Here is a 19,476-nt window from a genome sequence, read left to right as displayed (position 1 = left end):
GCGAAACGTTAGTGGTATCTGCGAATCAGAACTCGACTAACGGGATGTGATGAATCCCGCTCTGGAAATCAAAATTTCACAATCATAGCACCAAGGGCCTATCTCATTGCGAGATAGGCCCGTTTTTTGTCTTTATCAGGTAACTCTCTTTGCGGCTAATCACGAGCGGTGAGTGCAACAATCTTCTGCTCCGTTGAGCGGAGTCTTCAGCGGAACTGAACCCGTATGCCCCCGCGCTCCTCCGGTAAGCAGACCCGCACTAACGAAGAGGGGACACACTTTGAGACAGCGGTGTCTTTTTTTCAAGCAAATCATTTCTTTTATCACGTAATAAGTGTATAATCAAAGTATGAAAGATTGGAGGTTACATAAATGAATAATGCACTAATAACAATTGTCTTGTATACGATAAAAGAGCAATATGTCAGTGAAAAAGCTTTTTATGCCAATCAACTAGGGATCTCGCCGCAAAGCTGGGATCGCTGGAAAAAAGGAGAGCATGGTTTAAAACCCGAGAACATGCAGATCATTTCCAAATTGTTTACCGATTACGAATGGATGCTTGTCCAGAAAGTTTGCCGCAATGCCGAAATTCTTCCTGAGGTGGCAGAGAACCCTGTAAGAGAATATCAATTCCTGAAGTATCAAGTCGCCAAAAAGTGGATAGCGACGGATTTGGCCGACTTCAAATGGTACACCACCGATGAAACCGTCCATGATTCAGAAATCCATAAACCGGCAATCACGACACTCCGACTCGAGTGCAACTATGATTTCTGGAGCTACAAAGATATCATCGATCTACGCTTGCCCAGCATCATCCGTCATCAGATCGATTCGAAAAAGATCAATCTGCTTGAATGGTTCAATGAAAATACACCGGATACCATCCCAAAAATTACAGAATAAGTTAAATATAAACCAGAGAGCCGAGATGAAACTATCTTGGCTTTTCGTATGGATTCTAACCCGGGCTTACTTTTGGGTGTGGATTGGCGGCGAGTTGTGCTAAAATAGGCATAGCAAAAAATATAGACCAGAAGAGGTAAAAAGATGGAACCGAAAAAAAAATACTCCCATACGCCTGAGCGGTACGCACAAAGACGGCGTTTCCTAGCGGGACTCTTGCTGGCGATGCTCTTTTTCACAGGATGCACAACTGATGACGATGAACCGTCAAACAGTCAGCAGTACTCGAAAATAAGCGCCGATTCCGAAGAATCACAAGACTCTTCCTCAGCCATAGTTGCTGAATCGGAGTCCAAAGTGATCGTGACACCAGCAGCTTCCTCAGCCGATTGGAATCTGGTATTGGTGAACCGAGAAAATCAGCTTGCTGAAGAAATTGTGATGGAGCTGTATCTGACCGAGAGCGGTTATCAGATCGACAGCAGGATACAAGAGCCTTATCTGCAACTGATGGAAGCCGGGAAAGCTGCGGGTATGGATTTCACGATGATTTCAGGTTATCGCTCCATCGAGCAACAGCAAATAAACTATGACGTCAATTATCAGAATTATCTAGCTTCGGGCTTGTCGGAAGAAGAAGCACGCACGAAAACAGAGGAATATATCGCCTTGCCGAATGCCAGTGAACATATAACCGGGCTTGCAGTAGACATCACGTCGACCGCCTTAGCCAATCAAGAAGGCAATTCAGGATTATTTCCGGATCTGGAGAATTATCCTGAGGGACTGTGGCTGAAAGAAAATGCACCCAAATTTGGTTTTGTGTTGCGTTATCCAAAGGAAAAAGAAGCCATAACCGGCATCCATTTTGAACCTTGGCATTTTCGGTATGTAGGTATCGAAAACGCCATGTACATGACCGAAAACAATCTGACATTGGAAGAGTATATCGCCATCCTGAAGAATAATGAAGCGCTCGGGAACAGCGAACAATAACAGGTAAAGCACATAACCAAACAGACGGAGGAATATATGGCAAGAAAGAGAAAGCGGGCTCGAAAACTACCGCAATCAGCGTCCGTTAAGACCGTCAAAATTTTATTTTTCTTGTTGATCAGTTTTATGGCCAGTCTGTCACTGATTGGCGATTTTGCCCCGAGTGTGCCGGAAATCACGGAGTATGGCAATAATCGGGGAACAGACTTCATCAGTACTATCGCCCCTGCCGCACAGCAGATGCAAGCGAATTACGGTGTCCACGCCAGCATCAGCATCGCTCAAGCAATCCTCGAATCGGACTGGGGGGAAAGCGAATTGTCTGCAGTCTACAATAATCTTTACGGTATGAAGGGCGATAACCCGGGAAATACGGTGCTCCTGTCTACCAGTGAGTACTACAACGGCGAATGGATCACCATCCAAGCGAAATTCAGGGTCTACGACAGTTGGGCAGAATCGATACAGGACCATGCGCTGCTTTTCGTCAACGGTACCACTTGGGATCCAGATCAATACGCTCCTGTTCTGCAGGCAGCCACTTACCAGGAAGCGGCCCAGGCTCTCCAGGATTGCGGTTATGCGACTGATCCGGATTATGCCGAAAAATTGATAGCGGTCATCGAACAGCATGCGCTTTATGAATATGATATTTGAAGATGAAAACAGAAACGCGCGGACAGGCTGGACTCTTCTGAGAAGGGAAGCCTATGTCTGTGCGTTTTTCGGGCTCCTGCATACTGAAGTCCTCAGAAAATTCGACAAGCAGACAGTTTTTGGATGGCGACATTCGTCGAATATAGTGATAAAATGGTTTGGTAAAGACTTTTTTAGCGAATTTTAATGAAAAATCCAAGAGAGTAGTGTGATCACATGCCGAATCAAATTTTACCCGGGAAAACAATCGGTATTATTGGCGGAGGACACGTCGCCCGTATGATTGCTTTGGAAGCCAAAAAATTGGGCTACCAAATAGGCATCTTGGACGCCGATCCTGCCTGTCCGGCTGGGCAAATAGCGGATTGGCAGATAACCAAGAAATATACGGACTTCGATGCGCTGACGGATTTTGCGGCAAAATCGGACGTCCTTACCTTTGAATCTGAAGCCGTGGATACGATGTTGTTGACGCAAATCAATCCGTACATCGCCATACCGCAGGATCCGGACAGCCTTTCGATCACCCAAGACCGGTTGATCGAAAAAGCGTTTCTGGAATCCTTGAACATCAACGTGACGCCTTACGCGACGATAACCGCCATCGAAGATATGGAAGAAGCGGTCAAGAGCATCGGCTTTCCGTGTGTGCTGAAGCCGCTCCGAATTGAAATGGCCACACCGGTACAGCATCTTTTGTACAGTGAGGAGGACTTTGAAAGGGCGGCAGCCTTGCTGAAAAAAGGGACGTGCATTTTGGAGGCATGGATCCCATTCGAGATGGAACTGGCCATCACGGTCGCACAGGACGCGAACAATGTGTTCACGTCATTCCCTGTCACGGAAACAATCTACCGGGAGCAAAAACTGGTGAAGACCATCACGCCTGCACGCGTAGGCGGAAATATTCAGAAAGAGCTGGAGCATATCGGCAAGCTGGCTGCGAAGGCCATGAATCTGACCGGAATTTTGACGATCGAGACATTCATGACTTCATCAGGAACGCTGTATGTGAACCGTTTGGTCGTCCGCCCGCACCATTCGTGCAATTATTCGCTGGATGGCTGCAGCATCTCTCAATATGAAGTCCTGGTCCGCTGCATCTGCGGCCTGCCCATTCCGGAAATCCAGCTGTACGATACTAGCGTGACGTTCAATATCATGGAAGAAAAACTTGATGAAGCGCTGATTCTCTTGCTGACCAAACCGGATTGGCATTTCCATTTTTATGGAAAAAAAGAACACCGCGCGAAACGGAAAATGGGACACGTCACCTTATTGGGTGACAGCCCGGATACCCTCATCAACGAACTGGAAGAAAACGGCTTGTTAGAATCTGCAGAGTAACGGGAACGGTGTCCGCGCTTTGATATGAAGGAAGGGTATAGCGATGGAGGATAGACTATTCAATAAAGCATATGACTATATTAAAGACAAAATCGACAGCAACAGCTGGCCGCCGGGAACCAAAATAACTGAACAACTCATATCTGAAGCCTTGTTCATGAGCCGGACTCCGATCCGTACCGCACTGCTGTTGTTGGAGGAAGAAGGCCTGGTGAAATCGATTCCCTACAAAGGCTATATCGTGGCTGAGAAGAAAATTTCAAACGAGGGTTTGCTGGAACGCCTGGAACTGATTGCTGGCCTGATCATGAACTACCTGCAGTATCTGAAAGAAAACGACATCGCTTTGGATTATCAGCTTTTTGAAACAATCCTCGAAAAACAAACGGAGTACCTCGACTATCGGGATGCGACCGGCTACTTCAAGAATGAGTACAGGATTTTTGAAACGTTCATCGCTCCTAGCGAAAATCAGTTCCTGAAGAAAGTGATCATGACGACGGCCCGTGACATCCATAGCACTTATTCCGACAACACTGATCTGATGGATGAAGAACGTTACCAAAGCGAAGCGCAGTTACTCGAGTTATACAAGGAAATAGCTGTTTGTATGCGCGACAAGGATTACGAGAAGATGGGGGAATACCTCCTCTTCTTCTTCGAAACCTTGAAGGACTCCAATGATAGCTTGGCGCAGTAGACTGACTAAAAAGAAAGTCCTGCCGCTGAATCAACTAAACGATTCAGCGGCAGGACCTTTTTGTTGGACGGCATAATAGGGAAAATGAACCTGAACCGCATCAAGGGGAACAAGGGGTAAAAACTATTTAAAATATCCGGGGATTCATTGATAGCCACGCTCTAAAATGATAGACTAAACCATGATGCAAATCAGAAGCGATGAGGCTGCACCATGGCCTTGAACCTAACAAAAATGAACGTACCCATATACTCTCCGAAACAAAGGCAACAAAAGAAAGGATGGCAAATGTGCAACAAAAACACGACCTCATCAAAGGAATGAATCCAAGGCAAGCAGAAGCCGTTTTGGCGACAGAAGGCCCATTATTGATCATGGCGGGGGCAGGCAGCGGCAAAACACGTGTGCTGACCCACCGCATGGCTTATTTACTGGAAGAAAAATCGGTAAACCCTTGGAACATCTTAGCCATCACCTTTACGAACAAAGCGGCAAAAGAAATGAAAGAGCGGGTTATCCGCTTGGTCGGAACGGTCGGGAACGACATGTGGGTATCCACTTTCCACTCCATGTGCGTACGGATCCTCAGAAGAGAGAGCGAACAGCTCGGCTATGCGCGCTCCTTCACGATCTGCGACCAGAGCGAAACCGAAACATTGATGAAACGCATCATCCGCGAAAAGAATCTGGATGCCAAAAAATTCGATCATCGTATGATTTTGGGACGGATCAGCCAAGCGAAAAACGAACTGCAGACACCGAAGGAATTCGGCGATCTGGCCGGCGGATACATCGATAATATCGTCTACGAATGCTACAAAGATTACCAAAAAGCGCTCGAAAACAGCCAATCAATGGATTTTGACGACCTGATCATGCTGACGGTCAAACTGTTCCAGGAATATCCAGAAACGTTGTCCTACTACCAAAATAAATTCCATTACATCCATGTGGACGAATACCAGGATACCAACTACGCCCAATACCAATTGGTGCAGCTGTTGGCCAACAAATTCAAAAACATCTGCGTCGTCGGCGATGCGGACCAAAGCATCTACGGTTGGCGCGGTGCTGACATGGAGAACATCCTCAACTTCGAAAAGGATTATCCGGATGCAAATGTGGTCTTGCTGGAGCAGAACTATCGCTCCACCAAAAAAATCTTGCGTGCAGCCAATGATGTGATCCAAAACAACGTCAATCGGAAAGAAAAAGAGTTGTGGACTGATAATCCGGACGGCGAGAATATCGTTTACTACCGGGGCCAATCCGAACATGACGAAGCGCGCTACGTCATCTCGAAGATGCAACAGGAAGTCCGCGAAAACAAACGCCAGTACGGCGATTTCGCAGTGCTCTACCGGACGAACGCCCAGTCGCGTGTCATCGAGGAGAATCTCCTGAAGTCGAATATCCCTTACAAGATGGTTGGCGGACGCAAGTTCTACGACCGCAAAGAGATCAAAGACATCTTGGCTTATCTGCGCTTGATCGTGAATCCGTCCGATGATTTGAGCTTCGGCCGGATTGTGAATGTGCCGAAACGCGGCATCGGTGACGCGAGTGTCGAAAAGCTGCGTGAATTCGCCAATATGCATGACCTGACCTTATTGCAGGCTGCCCATGATGTGGCAATGTCCAGCGTATCCGGAAAAGCTGCGAAGGAATTGAAGAAATTCGCGACTATTATGGATAATCTGCATAAAATGCAGGAATTCCTGCCGATCACAGAATTGGTCCAGGAGTTGCTTTCCCAGACGACTTATCTGGAAGCCCTCGAAATGGAGAAGACGCTGGAGTCGGAAGCCCGGATCGAAAACATCAACGAATTCCTGTCGGTAACCCAGGAGTTCGATAAAATGAATCCAGAAGACTTTGATCTGACCTCCTTCCTGACCGATTTGGCGCTGGTTTCCGATTTGGATCAGATCGAGGAAGAACCGCAGAGCGAAGTGACGCTGATGACGATGCACGCAGCCAAAGGATTGGAATTCCCGATCGTCTTCATCATCGGGATGGAAGACGGCATTTTCCCATCGTCCCGCTCCTTCATGGATGAGGACCAGATGGAGGAAGAACGGCGCCTGGCCTATGTCGGCATCACACGGGCGGAGCAAAGACTGTTCCTGACGAATGCCTATTCCCGCATGCTTTATGGACGTACGATGTCCAATCCGGCATCGCGCTTCCTTGATGAATTGGACGGTTCCGTTCTGGACCGCGAGGACAGTTCCGGATCCACGACAAACACGTTTGCTTCAAAACCGGCAAGTTCGGGCGGCCGCTGGAAAACAGCAAGCGATACCCGTCAGGAGAAAGCCTTCAGTCAGCCGTTTTCGGCCGGATCGCGTGAAAAAACGACGCAGTCCGTCAAGCAGACCGGAACAAGTGGTGCGGCCAGCCTAGGTTGGGCTGTGGGCGACAAAGCCAGCCACAAAAAATGGGGCACAGGCATTGTCGTTCAGACAAGCGGGGAAGGCGATGGATTGACGTTGGATATTGCCTTCAAGAACATCGGCATCAAGCGCTTGTTGGCATCTTTTGCACCGATCGAAAAAGAATAATTTAGGAGGGGATCATTCATGGCGAAAGAAAGTCTGACCGAAGCCCAAGAGCGCATCGAGACGTTGAAGACGCTCCTCAACCGCTATAGTTACGAGTATTATGTACTGGACAAACCCAGTATTTCAGATAAAGAATACGACCAGCAGTATCAAGAACTGGAAAAATTGGAAAAAGCCCATCCTGAGCTGATCACCACGGACTCACCAACGCAACGCATCGGCGGGACCATCCTGCCCGGCTTCACCAAAGTCCAGCATGATTCACCGATGCTGAGCTTAGGGAATGCTTTCAATCAGGAGGACTTGCTGCAATTCCATCAACGCATCAGCAAATTGACCGATCAGCCTTTGCAGTACATGTGCGAGCTGAAAATCGACGGCTTAGCCGTATCTTTGAAATACGAAAACGGCCTGTTTGTCCAAGGCGCGACGCGAGGTGACGGAAATATCGGCGAAGACATCACGCAGAACTTGCGGACGGTCAAAGCCATTCCGTTGCGTCTGAATGAACCGCTGACTTTCGAAGTCCGCGGCGAATGCTACATGCCGAAAGCGTCCTTCGTCCAATTGAATGCGGATCGTGATGAGAAAGGCCTGGAGATTTTTGCGAATCCGCGCAATGCCGCTGCCGGCAGTCTGCGCCAACTGGACGCGAGTATTGCGGCCAGCCGCAACCTGAATATCTATCTGTACAACGCAACCAATTTCGAACAATTGGCTGTGGAGACACAGGACGCATTGTTGAACCGATTGGCGCAGGTCGGTTTGCGGACCAATCCGGAACGCCGACTCTTTGATTCGATCGAAGAAGTCTGGGCATTCACGGAAGAAATCGCAGCAAAAAGGAAAGATTTGCCTTACGAAATCGACGGCATCGTCATCAAAGTCAATGCTTTTTCTGCCCAAGAGGAAATCGGTTATACGGTTAAAGCGCCGCGGTGGGCGATCGCCTACAAATTCAAAGCAGAAGAAGCCGAAACGATCGTGCGCGACATCGAGTGGACAGTCGGCCGTACCGGTGTCGTGACACCGACTGCCGTAATGGATCCGGTATTCTTGGCCGGTTCCACCGTGCAACGCGCCAGCCTGCATAACGTCGATCTCGTCCGCGAGAAGGATGTGCGCATCGGCGACACGGTCGTGATCCACAAGGCCGGCGACATCATTCCGGAAATCCAGCATGTCCTTATCGACCGCAGAGGTCCGGAAAGTGAAGCTTATGTCATTCCCGAAACGTGCCCGGCCTGCGCAAGCCAGTTGGTGCATTTGGAGGACGAAGTAGCTCTGCGCTGCATCAATCCGAAGTGCCCTGCCCAGATCAAAGAGGGCCTGTCTCACTTCGTTTCGCGCAATGCCATGAACATCAGCGGTCTGGGCGTTCGCGTCGTCAGCCAGATGTTCGAAAAAGGGCTCGTCAAGGATGTAGCCGACCTGTATAAACTGACGGAAGAAGACCTTTACCAATTGGATAAAATCAAAGAAAAGTCCGCCAACAATATTGTGACGGCCATCGATCAGAGCCGCGGGAACTCTTTTGAACGCCTGCTGTTCGGCTTGGGTATCCGTCATGTCGGAGCCAAAGCGGCAGCCAGCCTGGCAGCGGAATTCGAAACCATCGATCGGCTGATGCAGGCGACAAAAGAAGAAATCATGGCCGTCGAAGGCATGGGTGATATCATCGCGGATAGTGTTGTGGCCTATTTCCAACTGCCTGAAGTGAAGGACCTGATTGAAGAATTCCGAGCGAACGGCGTGAATCTGACCTATCTCGGCAAGAAAAAGGCTGAGGTGGCTGCTATCGATTCCATCTGGAACGGCAAAACGGTTGTATTGACGGGCAAACTGAAGCACTATAACCGAACCGAAGCGACGGAAATGATCGAGGCTCTCGGTGGAAAAGTGACCGGCAGTGTCTCCAAAAAGACCGACTGGATCGTGGCCGGAGAAGAAGCAGGAAGCAAATTGGCAAAAGCCCAAAGTCTGGGCATCCCCGTCTGGACAGAAGAAGACATGGTGAAAAACTTGGAAAGAAGTGACAGCAGTGAATAAAGCGAAAAGCGTCATCCTTATGACTGTCTCCGGAGCAGCGATGTTCCTGTTGGCCAGTTGCGGACAGCTATCAGAGACGCAAACGACGGAGAACACAACCAATACCGGACCCGAAAAAGTGACTGTCCAAACGACTCAAAATCAGTTATCGACCGATTATTATCCGGCCTTGATCGTGGACGGCAAATACCAATTCAGCCAGAATCGCGGTGTCAGCCTCTCGCTGAACTCGACAGCCAACATCAAAGACTTTGAGGCGGATCTGTTGGATGTAGCGAAAAATGTTTTCCCGACTGACCAATACTTTTTTCAAGAAGGCCAAGTCATCGATTATGATACGACGAGGTTATGGCTAGGGCGCTACAGCGACTCCAATCCGGACGGGTTGAATCCGACCGATAACGGCAGCACCGATGCGGCAACCAGAGAGCCGATCTATCTGGAGCAGATTTTGGAACAGGATTATATGATCCAGAATGAAAATGGCTTTGAGTTGGCCGGAATGGCCATCGGATTGGCGATGAATTCGGTCGACTATTACAAAGTGAATGATGTGCCGATGGAACAAGCTATTTCCCGCGATAAACTGGAAGAACAGGCAAAAGCTTATGCAAATACAATCATTACCCGTTTGCGCCAGACAGAGGGATTGGAAAGCATTCCGATCGTCATCGGCATATATGAGCAATCAGCACAGGACAGCCCGGTCGGCGGCTCTTATCTGTTCGAAGGCGTCTCCACTGAAGGGTCTGCGATCGGTGAATGGATCACCCGCAATGAAAGCAAAGTGGTTTTCCCGTTGCAAAGCGGAACGCAGACGGAAGAGTCTTCCAACTTTGACAACTTCAAGAATGAAGTACAGGATTTCTTCCCGAACCTGAACGGGATCGTCGGTGAAGGCAAGTACGTCGATGGACAACTGATGTCGCTCGAAATCGACATCACGACTCAGTTCTATGGGGAAACGGAAATCATCGCCTTCACCCAACACGTAACCGATGCAGCAGGACGGTTCCTGCCCCAAAACATTCCCGTTGAGATCACGATTGAATCGATCAACGGCATCGAATCGTTCCTGACAAGAGAAAACGACAGCCAGGGCTTCAGTTACCATATCTTCGATTAGGTAACGGTTTCCTTAATAAAGGGCTGGAAACGTGAGAAAACTCCCACAAACCGATGATTTTTATGCTAAAATGAACAGGTATGTAAAAAAACGAAACCTACACAAAACGACAGAAAGAAGGGTATTACATGGCAATCACTGAAGAGCAAGTGCGTCACGTAGCAAAACTGGCCAAGCTGGAATTCGCTCCTCACGAAATTAAACATTTTACAGAACAATTGGGCGACATCATCGACATGGTGGAACAATTGGAAGCAGTCGATACAACCGATGTACCCGTTACTTCCCATGGCTATGCATTGAAGAATGTCATGCGTGAAGATGTAGCGGAACCAGGAATGGATCGCGACCTCTTATTCAAAAACGTCAAGACAGCCGAAGACGGCATGATCCAAGTGCCCGCAATTTTAGATAACGAGGTGGAAGGCGCATGAGTATTTTCAATGAAACGCTAACGAGCCTGCATGAAGGTTTAGTCAACAAAGAATTTTCTTCCGTGGAACTGACACAAGCAGCCTTTAAACGCATCGCTGAAACAGACGGAAAAGTGGAAGCATTCTTGGCTTTGAACGAAGAAGGCGCCTTGAAACAAGCGCAAGCGGCTGACGAAAAAGGCTACGCAGACGGCAATGTCCTGAACGGTATTCCTTTAGGGATCAAAGACAACATCGTCACAGAAGGCGTGACAACGACAGCGGCGAGCCGCATGTTGGGCGACTTCATGCCGATCTACGACGCAACCGTCGTCACAAAATTGAAGGAAGCCGGCGCAGTCAACGTCGGAAAACTGAACATGGACGAATTTGCCATGGGCGGAAGTACGGAAAACTCCTACTACAAAAAAACCAAAAATGCTTGGAATCTGACGAAAGTGCCCGGCGGTTCATCCGGTGGTTCTGCTGCTGCGGTTGCCAGCGGTGAAGTTGTCGCTTCCTTAGGTTCTGATACAGGTGGAAGTATTCGCCAACCTGCTGCTTTCAATGGTATCGTCGGCATGAAACCGACATATGGCCGCGTATCCCGTTACGGCTTGATCGCTTTTGCGTCCAGCCTTGACCAAATCGGTCCGATGACGCGCAACGTAACCGACAACGCCTTGTTGTTGGAAGCAATCAGCGGCTATGATAAGAGAGACTCCACGAGCTTAAATATGGAAGTGCCGAAATTCAGCGCGAACCTGAACGGAAAAGTTGCGGGCATGAAAATCGCTTTGCCGAAAGAATATTTCCAAGATGGCGTATCCGCTGAAATCCAAGAGACTGTCAGAAAAGCAGCTGCTCAATTCGAAGAAATGGGCGCTACCGTAGAAGAAGTCAGCATGCCAACTTTGGCTTATGGAATCCCGGCTTACTACATCATCGCTTCATCAGAAGCTTCATCCAACCTGCAACGTTTTGACGGAGTGCGTTACGGCTACCGTGCAGAAAATGTGAATTCGTTGGAAGAATTGTACATCAAGAGCCGTTCCGAAGGCTTCGGGATGGAAGTGAAACGCCGCATCATGTTGGGATCCTTCTCATTGAGTGCCGGTTTCTATGATGCTTACTTCAAAAAGGCTGGTCAGGTCCGCACGCTGATCAAACGCGATTTTGCGAACATCTTCGCAGGCTACGATCTGATTCTGGGACCTACCACTACAACGACTGCTTTCGGAATCGGCGAAAAGAATGACGATCCATTGGCTATGTACATGGACGACTTGTTGACCGTAACGATCAACTTGGCGGGCGTTCCGGCCATTTCCGTTCCTGGCGGCTTCTCGGCTGACGGCATGCCGATCGGTATCCAATTGATCGGTAACTACTTTGAAGAAGCAAAAATCTATCAAGCCGCGTTTGCATTGGAACAAGCGAACGATTATCTTGACCAACACCCAAACCTGTAGGAGGAAAACATCATGAATTATGAAACAGTCATCGGACTGGAAGTCCATGTGGAATTGAAAACTGAATCAAAAATGTTCTCCCCATCTCCAGCACACTTTGGGGCAGAACCGAACACAAACACAAACGTCATCGACTGGGGTTACCCGGGCGTCTTGCCTGTCATCAACAAGGGCGCAGTCGAATTCTGCATGAAGGCCGCTTTGGCTTTGAACTGTGAAATCTCTACTGAAACGCACTTCGACCGCAAAAACTACTTCTATCCGGACAATCCGAAAGCGTATCAAATTTCGCAATTGGATAATCCGATCGGCCATGACGGCTGGGTTGAAATCGAAGTGGAAGGTGTTAAGAAAAAGATCCGCATCGAGCGCGTCCATCTTGAAGAAGATGCCGGCAAAAATATGCACGGATCGGACGGCTATTCTTATGTCGACTTGAACCGCCAAGGAACGCCATTGATCGAAATCGTATCGGAAGCGGATATGCGCTCTCCTGAAGAAGCGTATGCTTATCTGGATGCCGTACGCCAAATCATCATGTACACAGACGTATCCGACGTGAAGATGGAAGAAGGCTCCATGCGTTGCGATGCCAACATCTCCATCCGCCCATTCGGCCAAGAAAAATTCGGAACGAAGACAGAATTGAAGAACTTGAATTCCTTCAACTTCGTCCGCAGAGGCTTGGCTCATGAAGAAAAACGCCAAGCGCAAGTATTGAATGCTGGCGGGGTCATTCAACAAGAAACACGCCGTTTCGATGAAACAAATGGCGAAACGATCCTGATGCGCGTCAAAGAAGGCGAAAGTGATTACCGTTACTTCCCGGAACCGGACCTGCCAGGCTTAACCATTTCCCAAGAATGGATAGACCGCGTAAAAGCAAGTATTCCGGAAATGCCAGCAAAACGCCGCGCAAGATACATTTCGGAATACGAGCTGCCTGAGTACGATGCAATGGTATTGACCCTTTCGAAAGAAATGTCTGACTTCTTCGAAGGCGCTATCGCTGCCGGTGCCGATGCCAAATTGGCTTCCAACTGGTTGATGGGCGAAGTTTCCGCTTATCTGAACAGCGAAAAAGTGGAACTGGCTGACACAAAACTGACGCCAGCTAACCTTGCCGGCATGATCACATTGATCGAAGACGGCACCATCAGCACGAAGATCGCCAAGAAAGTCTTCCGCCTGTTGGCAACAAAAGGCGGCGACGCCAAATCCGTCGTTGAAGCAGAAGGCCTGATCCAAATGAGCGATCCAGCCCAATTGTTGCCGATCATCAACGCCGTTTTGGACAACAGCCAACAATCCGTTGACGACTTCAAAGCCGGAAAAGACCGCGCCAAAGGCTTCCTCGTAGGCCAAATCATGAAACAAACCAAAGGCCAAGCCAACCCAGGCATGGTCAACCAACTACTAGCGCAGGAATTAGAAAAAAGATAGGATACGATGAATTGCGGGTAGGGGGCGAGTACTAACGAGATTTAGGAACAACCAGCCCGGGTTTGGCTGGATGGGCCTAAATCTCGTTAGACGGAACCCCCTGCAATTCAGAGTTCGACTAATAGGATGTGGATGCACTGTGACCGTACCGGTCAAGTGTATCATGTCTCTAAGCGATTGAAATCGCAAGAGCCATGACAATTCGCGGGTAGAGTTCGAGCACTAAGAGGACAAACACAAAGCGGACGTTTTTTGTCCGCGTGTGGTTGTCAACTTAGGCGGAGAACTCTGCGAATCAGAACTCAACTAAGATAGAGCGAGATGCAAAGCGTTTGCGTTACACACATTCCAGCCAACTTCCTTCCGGAGGTTGGCTTTTTTTCACTCACAATCAAAATGAAGCTCGCCGGGAAATAGGCAAGAAATATGCTTCGAATTCCCGGCGAGGCAGCGTTCACCGGGAAATCAGGATACAAAATGCCCGCAATTCCCGATGAGACCAGCGTCACCGGGAATACGATCCTTTGTATCTGCTTAATCTTCTACGAAAAGTTACCGATTCTGCGAAAAACACAATATAAGCTTTTTTCTGAATAAATAAATTCTCAAAAAAATCACAACAAATCTATCTTTTTCTAGTTCAGCAATTAGTATTCTTATGATTTTGGTGATATAATCAGTAATTGAATGGTTTGACAAAGGAAAGATGAGTTGTGACCTATATAACAGATGAGCCCAGAAAGATGAGGAAACGAATGAGAGCAAGAGTAATTTACAATCCTACTTCCGGAAGAGAAATGCTGAAAAAAAGCATGATTGATATCCTTCAAATATTGGAAGAAGCAGGCTATGAGGCCAGTGCTTATGCCACGACACCAGAACCCCTTTCTGCTACAAAAGAAGCAGAGCGTGCCGCTTTGGCCGGTTTCGATCTGATTGTTGCGGCAGGTGGTGACGGTACCGTGAACGAAGTTATCAATGGCATCGCCGGATTGGGCAACAGACCAACAGTCGGCATCATACCTGCGGGGACCACAAATGACTATGCCCGTGCTTTGAAGATTCCGCGCTCAAATATGTTGGATGCAGCCCGCATCATCGCGGCGGGTAATGCCATACCGATGGATATTGGTCAATCGAATGATACTTATTTCATTAACATCGCAGCAGGCGGCTATCTGACAGATTTGACCTACGACGTCCCGGCCAAACTGAAAACCATTTTCGGCTACCTTGCCTATTTGGTGAAGGGTGCCGAAAAAATCCCGCAACTCAAACCGATGCATATGCGCATAGAATACGAGGGCGGGGTATATGACGGTATGGCTTCGATGTTCTTTGTAGCTTTGACAAACTCCGTGGGCGGCTTTGAGACGATCGATCCGAACATCGTTTTGGGTGACGGCAAGTTCACTCTGTTTATCGTAAAGACTGCTAATATTTTTGAAATCCTGCAACTGTTGGCCCAGGTACTGAACAATGGCAGACATCTCGAAAATTCGAATGTCCTCTACACACATACTAGCTTTGTGAGAGCGGAATCCATGGATGGTTCACGCTTGATGATCAACTTGGATGGTGAGTATGGCGGGGATGCACCGACTCTGTTCACAAACCACCAGCAACACATCAAAATCATCGGAAACACTTCCGATTACGCTGATCCGATTGAAGAAGCTGATGGAGATATTCTTGAAGGTGCCGGGACCGGCTTCATGAAGGAAGTTGAAACCTTGCACCCGGATGAAGTGAACGACAAACGCTTGCCTTACGACGGTAAAAACTAAAAATTGAAAACAGAAAGAATGCCCGGCCTCTCGGTCTTATGATGAGAGGTCAGGGGCATTTTTTGTTATACTGGAAAAAAGAAACGTTTATGCTAAAGGGGACTTGCCGTATGCCGAAAAAACAGAAGAAATTATCGTTCCTATTATTCTTGAGTGGACTGCTGCTTGTAGCCTGCGGGAAAGAGGGGGATTCCCAGATTGTAGCGATCAACAATGAAACGGAATACGAAGAAGTGGTCGCGCAGGATGTGGCCTACGTCTACTTCGGATTCGATGACTGCCCTTACTGTAAGGAATTCCGTCCGATCCTGGAAGAGGAATTGGCGGAAACAGAGCAGACCGCCTATTACTACAATACGAAAAAACGCGCCAAGGACGTCAACTATGACGAGGTGCTGGATACATACGGCATCGCGTTCGTCCCCATCCTGATCAAGCTGGAGGACGGAAAAGCGGTCGGTTCTGTCAATCTGGACACCGTAGCCGACTTGCCAATGTTATTGGCGGAAGAATAGCAGACGAGGATTTCTGGCTGAGCTTGTCCGATAACCTTAAAGAATCGGACAACCAACCAGCAAGAATGCCCGAGAATGTCCGATAACTGCAAAGAATCGGACAACTAACCAGCAAGAATGCCTGAGAATGTCTGATAACCGTAAAGAATCGGACAACCGGCAAGCAGGACTACCCGAGAATGTCCGATAACCATAAAGAATGGGCTGCCCCCAAAAAACTGGAGCAGCCCATTCGCATTATTTCCACACTAATTGCCAAGTAACACCGAATTGGTCGGTAACCCAAGCTACCGCGCGCAATTCGCCGACTGCTTCAGGTCCCATCATCACAACGCCATCTGCGGATAAGGAATCAAAGTAGTTATCGAAGCTGGCTTCATCTTCGCAGTCCACGTAGAGGGAAACGGCCCAAGTCATATCCGGCAAAAAATCCTCCTCCATATCCATCGCCATGAAATCCTGTCCGTTCAGCACAAACTGCTCATTGATTACGCGGCCGCCTTCCCCATGTTCGTCCTCATCGATCTTGGTGAGGGAGGTCACGCTGGAATTTGGAAAAATGGAAACATAAAAGTGCATCGCTGCTTCTGCAGTTCCCGGCAACGTCAAAAAGGGAACAATCCGTTGTCCGCTCATTTTGTCATCCTCGCTTTCTTCCTGTACCCATCAGCAACTGGTCTGTATACTTCCATTATACTAAATAAGGTTGGAACTTCCTATCGATAAGATGCGCCGCATCAGGCGATATTATGAGAATGTACTTATTTTTTCCAAACAAATGGGCTTGCTGTATCGAGACCACTTCTTTTTTGGTATAATGAATCAGAATGAAAAATTATGAACTGAGGAGCACATATGAAAAAACAATATACGGTAGCACCGGTAATAAAAAATGAGAAGATGACTGTAACATTTGAGGACTTAACGTCAGAAGGTATGGGTGTCGCAAAAGTTGAGGGTTATCCATTATTTGTAGCGGATGGACTACCGGGTGAACGTGCCACCATCAAAGTGACAAAAGTCGGCAAATCGTTTGGATTCGCCCGCATTGAGGAAAGATTGAGCAGTTCTCCTGACCGTATCCCGACACGCGATGTTAAAGGAACACGCGTTGGTACGATGCCATTGCAGAACTTGCGTTACTCTGCCCAATTGGCATTCAAAAAGAACAACGTCGAACAAGTGATGAAACGCATTGCCAAATTGCCTGAAGTCGAAGTCAAACCGACAATCGGCATGGAAAATCCTTGGGGTTACCGCAACAAAGCACAGATCCCGGTACGTCAAAAAGACGGCAAATTGGTTACCGGATTCTTCCGCACCAACACACATGAATTGATCCCGATGGAAAACTTCCAGATCCAGGATCCAAAAATCGATGAAGCCATCGTAAAAGTCCGTGACATTCTGCAAGAATTCAACGTGAAAGCATACGACGAGAAAAAACATACCGGAAATATCCGTCACATCATGATTCGCCGCGGTTATTACACAGGTGAAATGATGGTTGTCTTGGTGACGCGTACGGCGAAATTGTTCCCGCAAAGCAAAATCATTCCGGCTATTTTGGAAGCTTTACCGGAAGTGGTCAGCATCGTCCAAAACGTGAACCCGAAGCAAAACAATGTCATCCTAGGTGACGAAACGATCGTATTGCACGGTGAAGACGTTTATCACGACAAACTGATGGGCCATACATTTGCCATCTCTTCCCGCTCATTCTATCAAGTGAACCCGATCCAAACGGAAAAACTTTATAAATTGGCGATCGAAGCTGCGCAATTGACAGGCGAAGAAACCGTCATCGATGCCTATTGCGGAATCGGAACGATCTCCCTGTCATTGGCTGAAAAAGCGAAACACGTTTATGCGATGGAAGTTGTTCCGGATGCCGTGAAAATGGCCGAAATGAATGCTGAAGCAAATAACATCGACAACATTACCTTCGAAGTCGGCGCTGCCGAAGAAGTGATGCCGAAATGGGCTGCTGAAGGCGTCAAAGCCGATGTCCTGGTTGTCGATCCTCCACGCAAAGGCTTGGAACCGGCTTTCATCGAAGCTGCTTTGGAAATCGCTCCTGAGCGTATCGTCTACGTCAGCTGCAACCCAGCTACTATGGCACGCGACCTACAGTTATTCCACGAAGGCGGCTACAGCGTAGGCAGCATCCAACCGGTGGATCTGTTCCCGCAAACACTGCATGTTGAGACGGTGGTGTTGATGTCAAGGGTTGAGAAATAGAAGGGCAGAAAGTGCCTGAAAATAAAGGGTTTCCGAGCATTGAACTATTCTCGCGGCTGTGCTGCCGGAGGTTACAATGCAAGGAAACCCTTATTTTTATTGTTCGTGGTAACATATCAACGGCCCTGAAAGGAATAGGGTTGAGTTGACAGCTTAGATAACGCTTATTTTTATAGGGGTTGAGGAGATAGGATAGATGTGGGATTTGAGTAAGAATATTAACATCATATTTTTTATAAGTAATTACTATTACAGTTGCTAATAAATAATAGATTTATATTGTAACTGTAATTACTTTATGTTACGATTTAAGTGCATTATTGCGAAAGGAGGCACGACCTATGCCGGAAAAAATGCAAAAAGCAAAAGTGCCTATGGAGCATCACAACATGGCCGACTTTCTCAGAGGGCAATCTTCAAAGATACTCTCCTCTTTGTCAAAAGAAGATAAAACAGCGTTTATATTGAAAAATGGAAAACCTATAGCGGTTGTCATGTCTAACGAACGCTATGAGCGACTGCTAAAAGCAGGAATTGATATTAATGAATATTGATGAGGAGGAAGGTATTATGACATCCAGAAAAATGACACGAGTCATGTTTGATGACGAAAGTATAAATGTAAGCAAAGAGGTTGAGCTAGTCTTCTCGATTGCCAACACTCTTAGGGGGCCCTACAAATCTGACAAATATAAAGATGTAATTATTCCGATGATTATTATCCGCCGTTTGGAGTGTGCTCTTTCGCCAACCAAAGATGCGGTCGTAAAGAAATTTGAGAAGAACCCAAACACGCCAATTAAGATATTACAAAGGATATCAACATTGAATCAATTACGCTGTTCGCTTTTTTTGTAGAATTGAAAGAGAAAAAACAAAGCCGATGGCTTTTTCAGTCGCAAATATGCAGAATATGGGCCTCTTAATACCGATCAGTATGTGTGGGCATAAGCAGGATTCTGTTTTTTTCATACGAAGGCATGACAAAGAAACGTACGGATATTCTATTTTTTAGAGGTTACGCTACCCAAGCATTCAAATGACCCAACTCATTTTTTTGGATATTCCGTTTAGCGAATGCCAACATGACCAGAAAAGCCATGGTTACGAAAAGGTTCATTTTCTTTTCACCCCGTATAGTATGTTGCTCAAACAAGAAATCACGATCAAGACGCCCATTCACCCGTTCAATCGCAGTCCGCTTCTTGTACAGCCGCTTGAATTTGTGGCTATTACGCGCTACTTTATTGAAAACAC

At 47.6% G+C, this 19,476-nt stretch carries 18 protein-coding genes; 16 read left to right on the top strand and 2 right to left on the bottom strand.

Annotated features, from left to right (window positions below; genetic code table 11):
• The first annotated feature begins 372 nt into the window (after positions 1-372).
• The 13 genes from TES5_RS05835 to TES5_RS05775 all read left to right on the top strand — a co-directional run bounded on the left by TES5_RS05835 (position 373) and on the right by TES5_RS05775 (position 15,978).
• The gene (locus TES5_RS05835; protein ID WP_068560885.1) at positions 373-909 is read left to right on the top strand and encodes a hypothetical protein; all 537 of its coding nucleotides are present in this window, start codon (positions 373-375) and stop codon (positions 907-909) included.
• Positions 910-1,053: 144 nt separating this feature from the next.
• Positions 1,054-1,905: a M15 family metallopeptidase gene (locus TES5_RS05830; RefSeq protein ID WP_083546439.1), complete on the top strand. Its 852-nt coding sequence runs from the start codon at positions 1,054-1,056 to the stop codon at positions 1,903-1,905.
• Positions 1,906-1,941: 36 nt separating this feature from the next.
• Positions 1,942-2,562 (top strand): glycoside hydrolase family 73 protein, encoded by a 621-nt coding sequence (locus TES5_RS05825; protein WP_068560883.1) that lies wholly within the window; start codon positions 1,942-1,944, stop codon positions 2,560-2,562.
• A gap of 216 nt (positions 2,563-2,778) precedes the next feature.
• The gene (gene purK / locus TES5_RS05820) at positions 2,779-3,909 is read left to right on the top strand and encodes a 5-(carboxyamino)imidazole ribonucleotide synthase (RefSeq protein WP_068560881.1); all 1,131 of its coding nucleotides are present in this window, start codon (positions 2,779-2,781) and stop codon (positions 3,907-3,909) included.
• 43 nt (positions 3,910-3,952) lie between these two features.
• Positions 3,953-4,609 (top strand): GntR family transcriptional regulator, encoded by a 657-nt coding sequence (locus TES5_RS05815; RefSeq protein ID WP_068560879.1) that lies wholly within the window; start codon positions 3,953-3,955, stop codon positions 4,607-4,609.
• A gap of 281 nt (positions 4,610-4,890) precedes the next feature.
• Positions 4,891-7,173 carry a DNA helicase PcrA gene (gene pcrA / locus TES5_RS05810; protein ID WP_068560877.1) on the top strand — a complete coding sequence of 761 codons (2,283 nt, stop codon included), beginning with the start codon at positions 4,891-4,893 and terminating at the stop codon, positions 7,171-7,173.
• An 18-nt stretch (positions 7,174-7,191) separates the two neighbouring features.
• Positions 7,192-9,222 (top strand): NAD-dependent DNA ligase LigA, encoded by a 2,031-nt coding sequence (gene ligA / locus TES5_RS05805; RefSeq protein WP_068560874.1) that lies wholly within the window; start codon positions 7,192-7,194, stop codon positions 9,220-9,222.
• Positions 9,215-10,348, top strand: coding sequence for a CamS family sex pheromone protein (locus TES5_RS05800; protein ID WP_083546438.1), 1,134 nt, complete (start codon positions 9,215-9,217; stop codon positions 10,346-10,348). Before ligA ends, TES5_RS05800 begins: the two co-directional genes overlap by 8 nt.
• Before the next feature lie 128 nt (positions 10,349-10,476).
• A complete protein-coding gene (gene gatC / locus TES5_RS05795) occupies positions 10,477-10,782 on the top strand; it encodes an Asp-tRNA(Asn)/Glu-tRNA(Gln) amidotransferase subunit GatC (RefSeq protein WP_068560872.1) in 306 nt (101 codons plus the stop codon).
• Positions 10,779-12,233, top strand: a complete 1,455-nt coding sequence (gatA, locus tag TES5_RS05790) for an Asp-tRNA(Asn)/Glu-tRNA(Gln) amidotransferase subunit GatA (RefSeq protein WP_068560871.1) — start codon at positions 10,779-10,781, stop codon at positions 12,231-12,233. Before gatC ends, gatA begins: the two co-directional genes overlap by 4 nt.
• Before the next feature lie 12 nt (positions 12,234-12,245).
• The gene (gatB, locus tag TES5_RS05785) at positions 12,246-13,676 is read left to right on the top strand and encodes an Asp-tRNA(Asn)/Glu-tRNA(Gln) amidotransferase subunit GatB (protein ID WP_068560868.1); all 1,431 of its coding nucleotides are present in this window, start codon (positions 12,246-12,248) and stop codon (positions 13,674-13,676) included.
• 755 nt (positions 13,677-14,431) lie between these two features.
• On the top strand, positions 14,432-15,463 hold the full coding sequence (locus tag TES5_RS05780; RefSeq protein ID WP_068560866.1) for a diacylglycerol kinase: 1,032 nt from the start codon (positions 14,432-14,434) through the stop codon (positions 15,461-15,463).
• Between the two features lie 110 nt (positions 15,464-15,573).
• Positions 15,574-15,978 (top strand): thioredoxin family protein, encoded by a 405-nt coding sequence (locus TES5_RS05775; protein WP_068560864.1) that lies wholly within the window; start codon positions 15,574-15,576, stop codon positions 15,976-15,978.
• Between the two features lie 237 nt (positions 15,979-16,215).
• Here the strand turns inward: TES5_RS05775 and TES5_RS05770 are convergent, their stop codons facing one another.
• Positions 16,216-16,614: a VOC family protein gene (locus tag TES5_RS05770; protein ID WP_068560863.1), complete on the bottom strand. Its 399-nt coding sequence runs from the start codon at positions 16,612-16,614 to the stop codon at positions 16,216-16,218.
• A 219-nt stretch (positions 16,615-16,833) separates the two neighbouring features.
• Here TES5_RS05770 and rlmD point away from each other — a divergent pair, with 219 nt between their 5' ends.
• From rlmD to TES5_RS05755, 3 genes are all read left to right on the top strand, one after another.
• Positions 16,834-18,219, top strand: a complete 1,386-nt coding sequence (gene rlmD / locus TES5_RS05765; protein WP_068560860.1) for a 23S rRNA (uracil(1939)-C(5))-methyltransferase RlmD — start codon at positions 16,834-16,836, stop codon at positions 18,217-18,219.
• Positions 18,220-18,560: 341 nt separating this feature from the next.
• Positions 18,561-18,773, top strand: coding sequence for a prevent-host-death protein (locus TES5_RS05760; protein ID WP_068560858.1), 213 nt, complete (start codon positions 18,561-18,563; stop codon positions 18,771-18,773).
• Positions 18,763-19,077 carry a type I restriction-modification system subunit M N-terminal domain-containing protein gene (locus TES5_RS05755; RefSeq protein WP_068560856.1) on the top strand — a complete coding sequence of 105 codons (315 nt, stop codon included), beginning with the start codon at positions 18,763-18,765 and terminating at the stop codon, positions 19,075-19,077. Before TES5_RS05760 ends, TES5_RS05755 begins: the two co-directional genes overlap by 11 nt.
• 160 nt (positions 19,078-19,237) lie before the next feature.
• Here the strand turns inward: TES5_RS05755 and TES5_RS05750 are convergent.
• Positions 19,238-19,476, bottom strand: a 239-nt coding sequence (locus tag TES5_RS05750) for a transposase (RefSeq protein ID WP_198143297.1), incomplete at its 5' end; no start/stop codon positions are given.

Origin of the sequence: Trichococcus sp. ES5, assembly GCF_900067165.1 — a bacterium.
Lineage (GTDB): Bacteria > Bacillota > Bacilli > Lactobacillales > Aerococcaceae > Trichococcus > Trichococcus flocculiformis.
The sequence above is the reverse complement of the archived record's forward strand: the minus strand, read 5'-3'. Positions and strand labels throughout refer to the sequence as shown.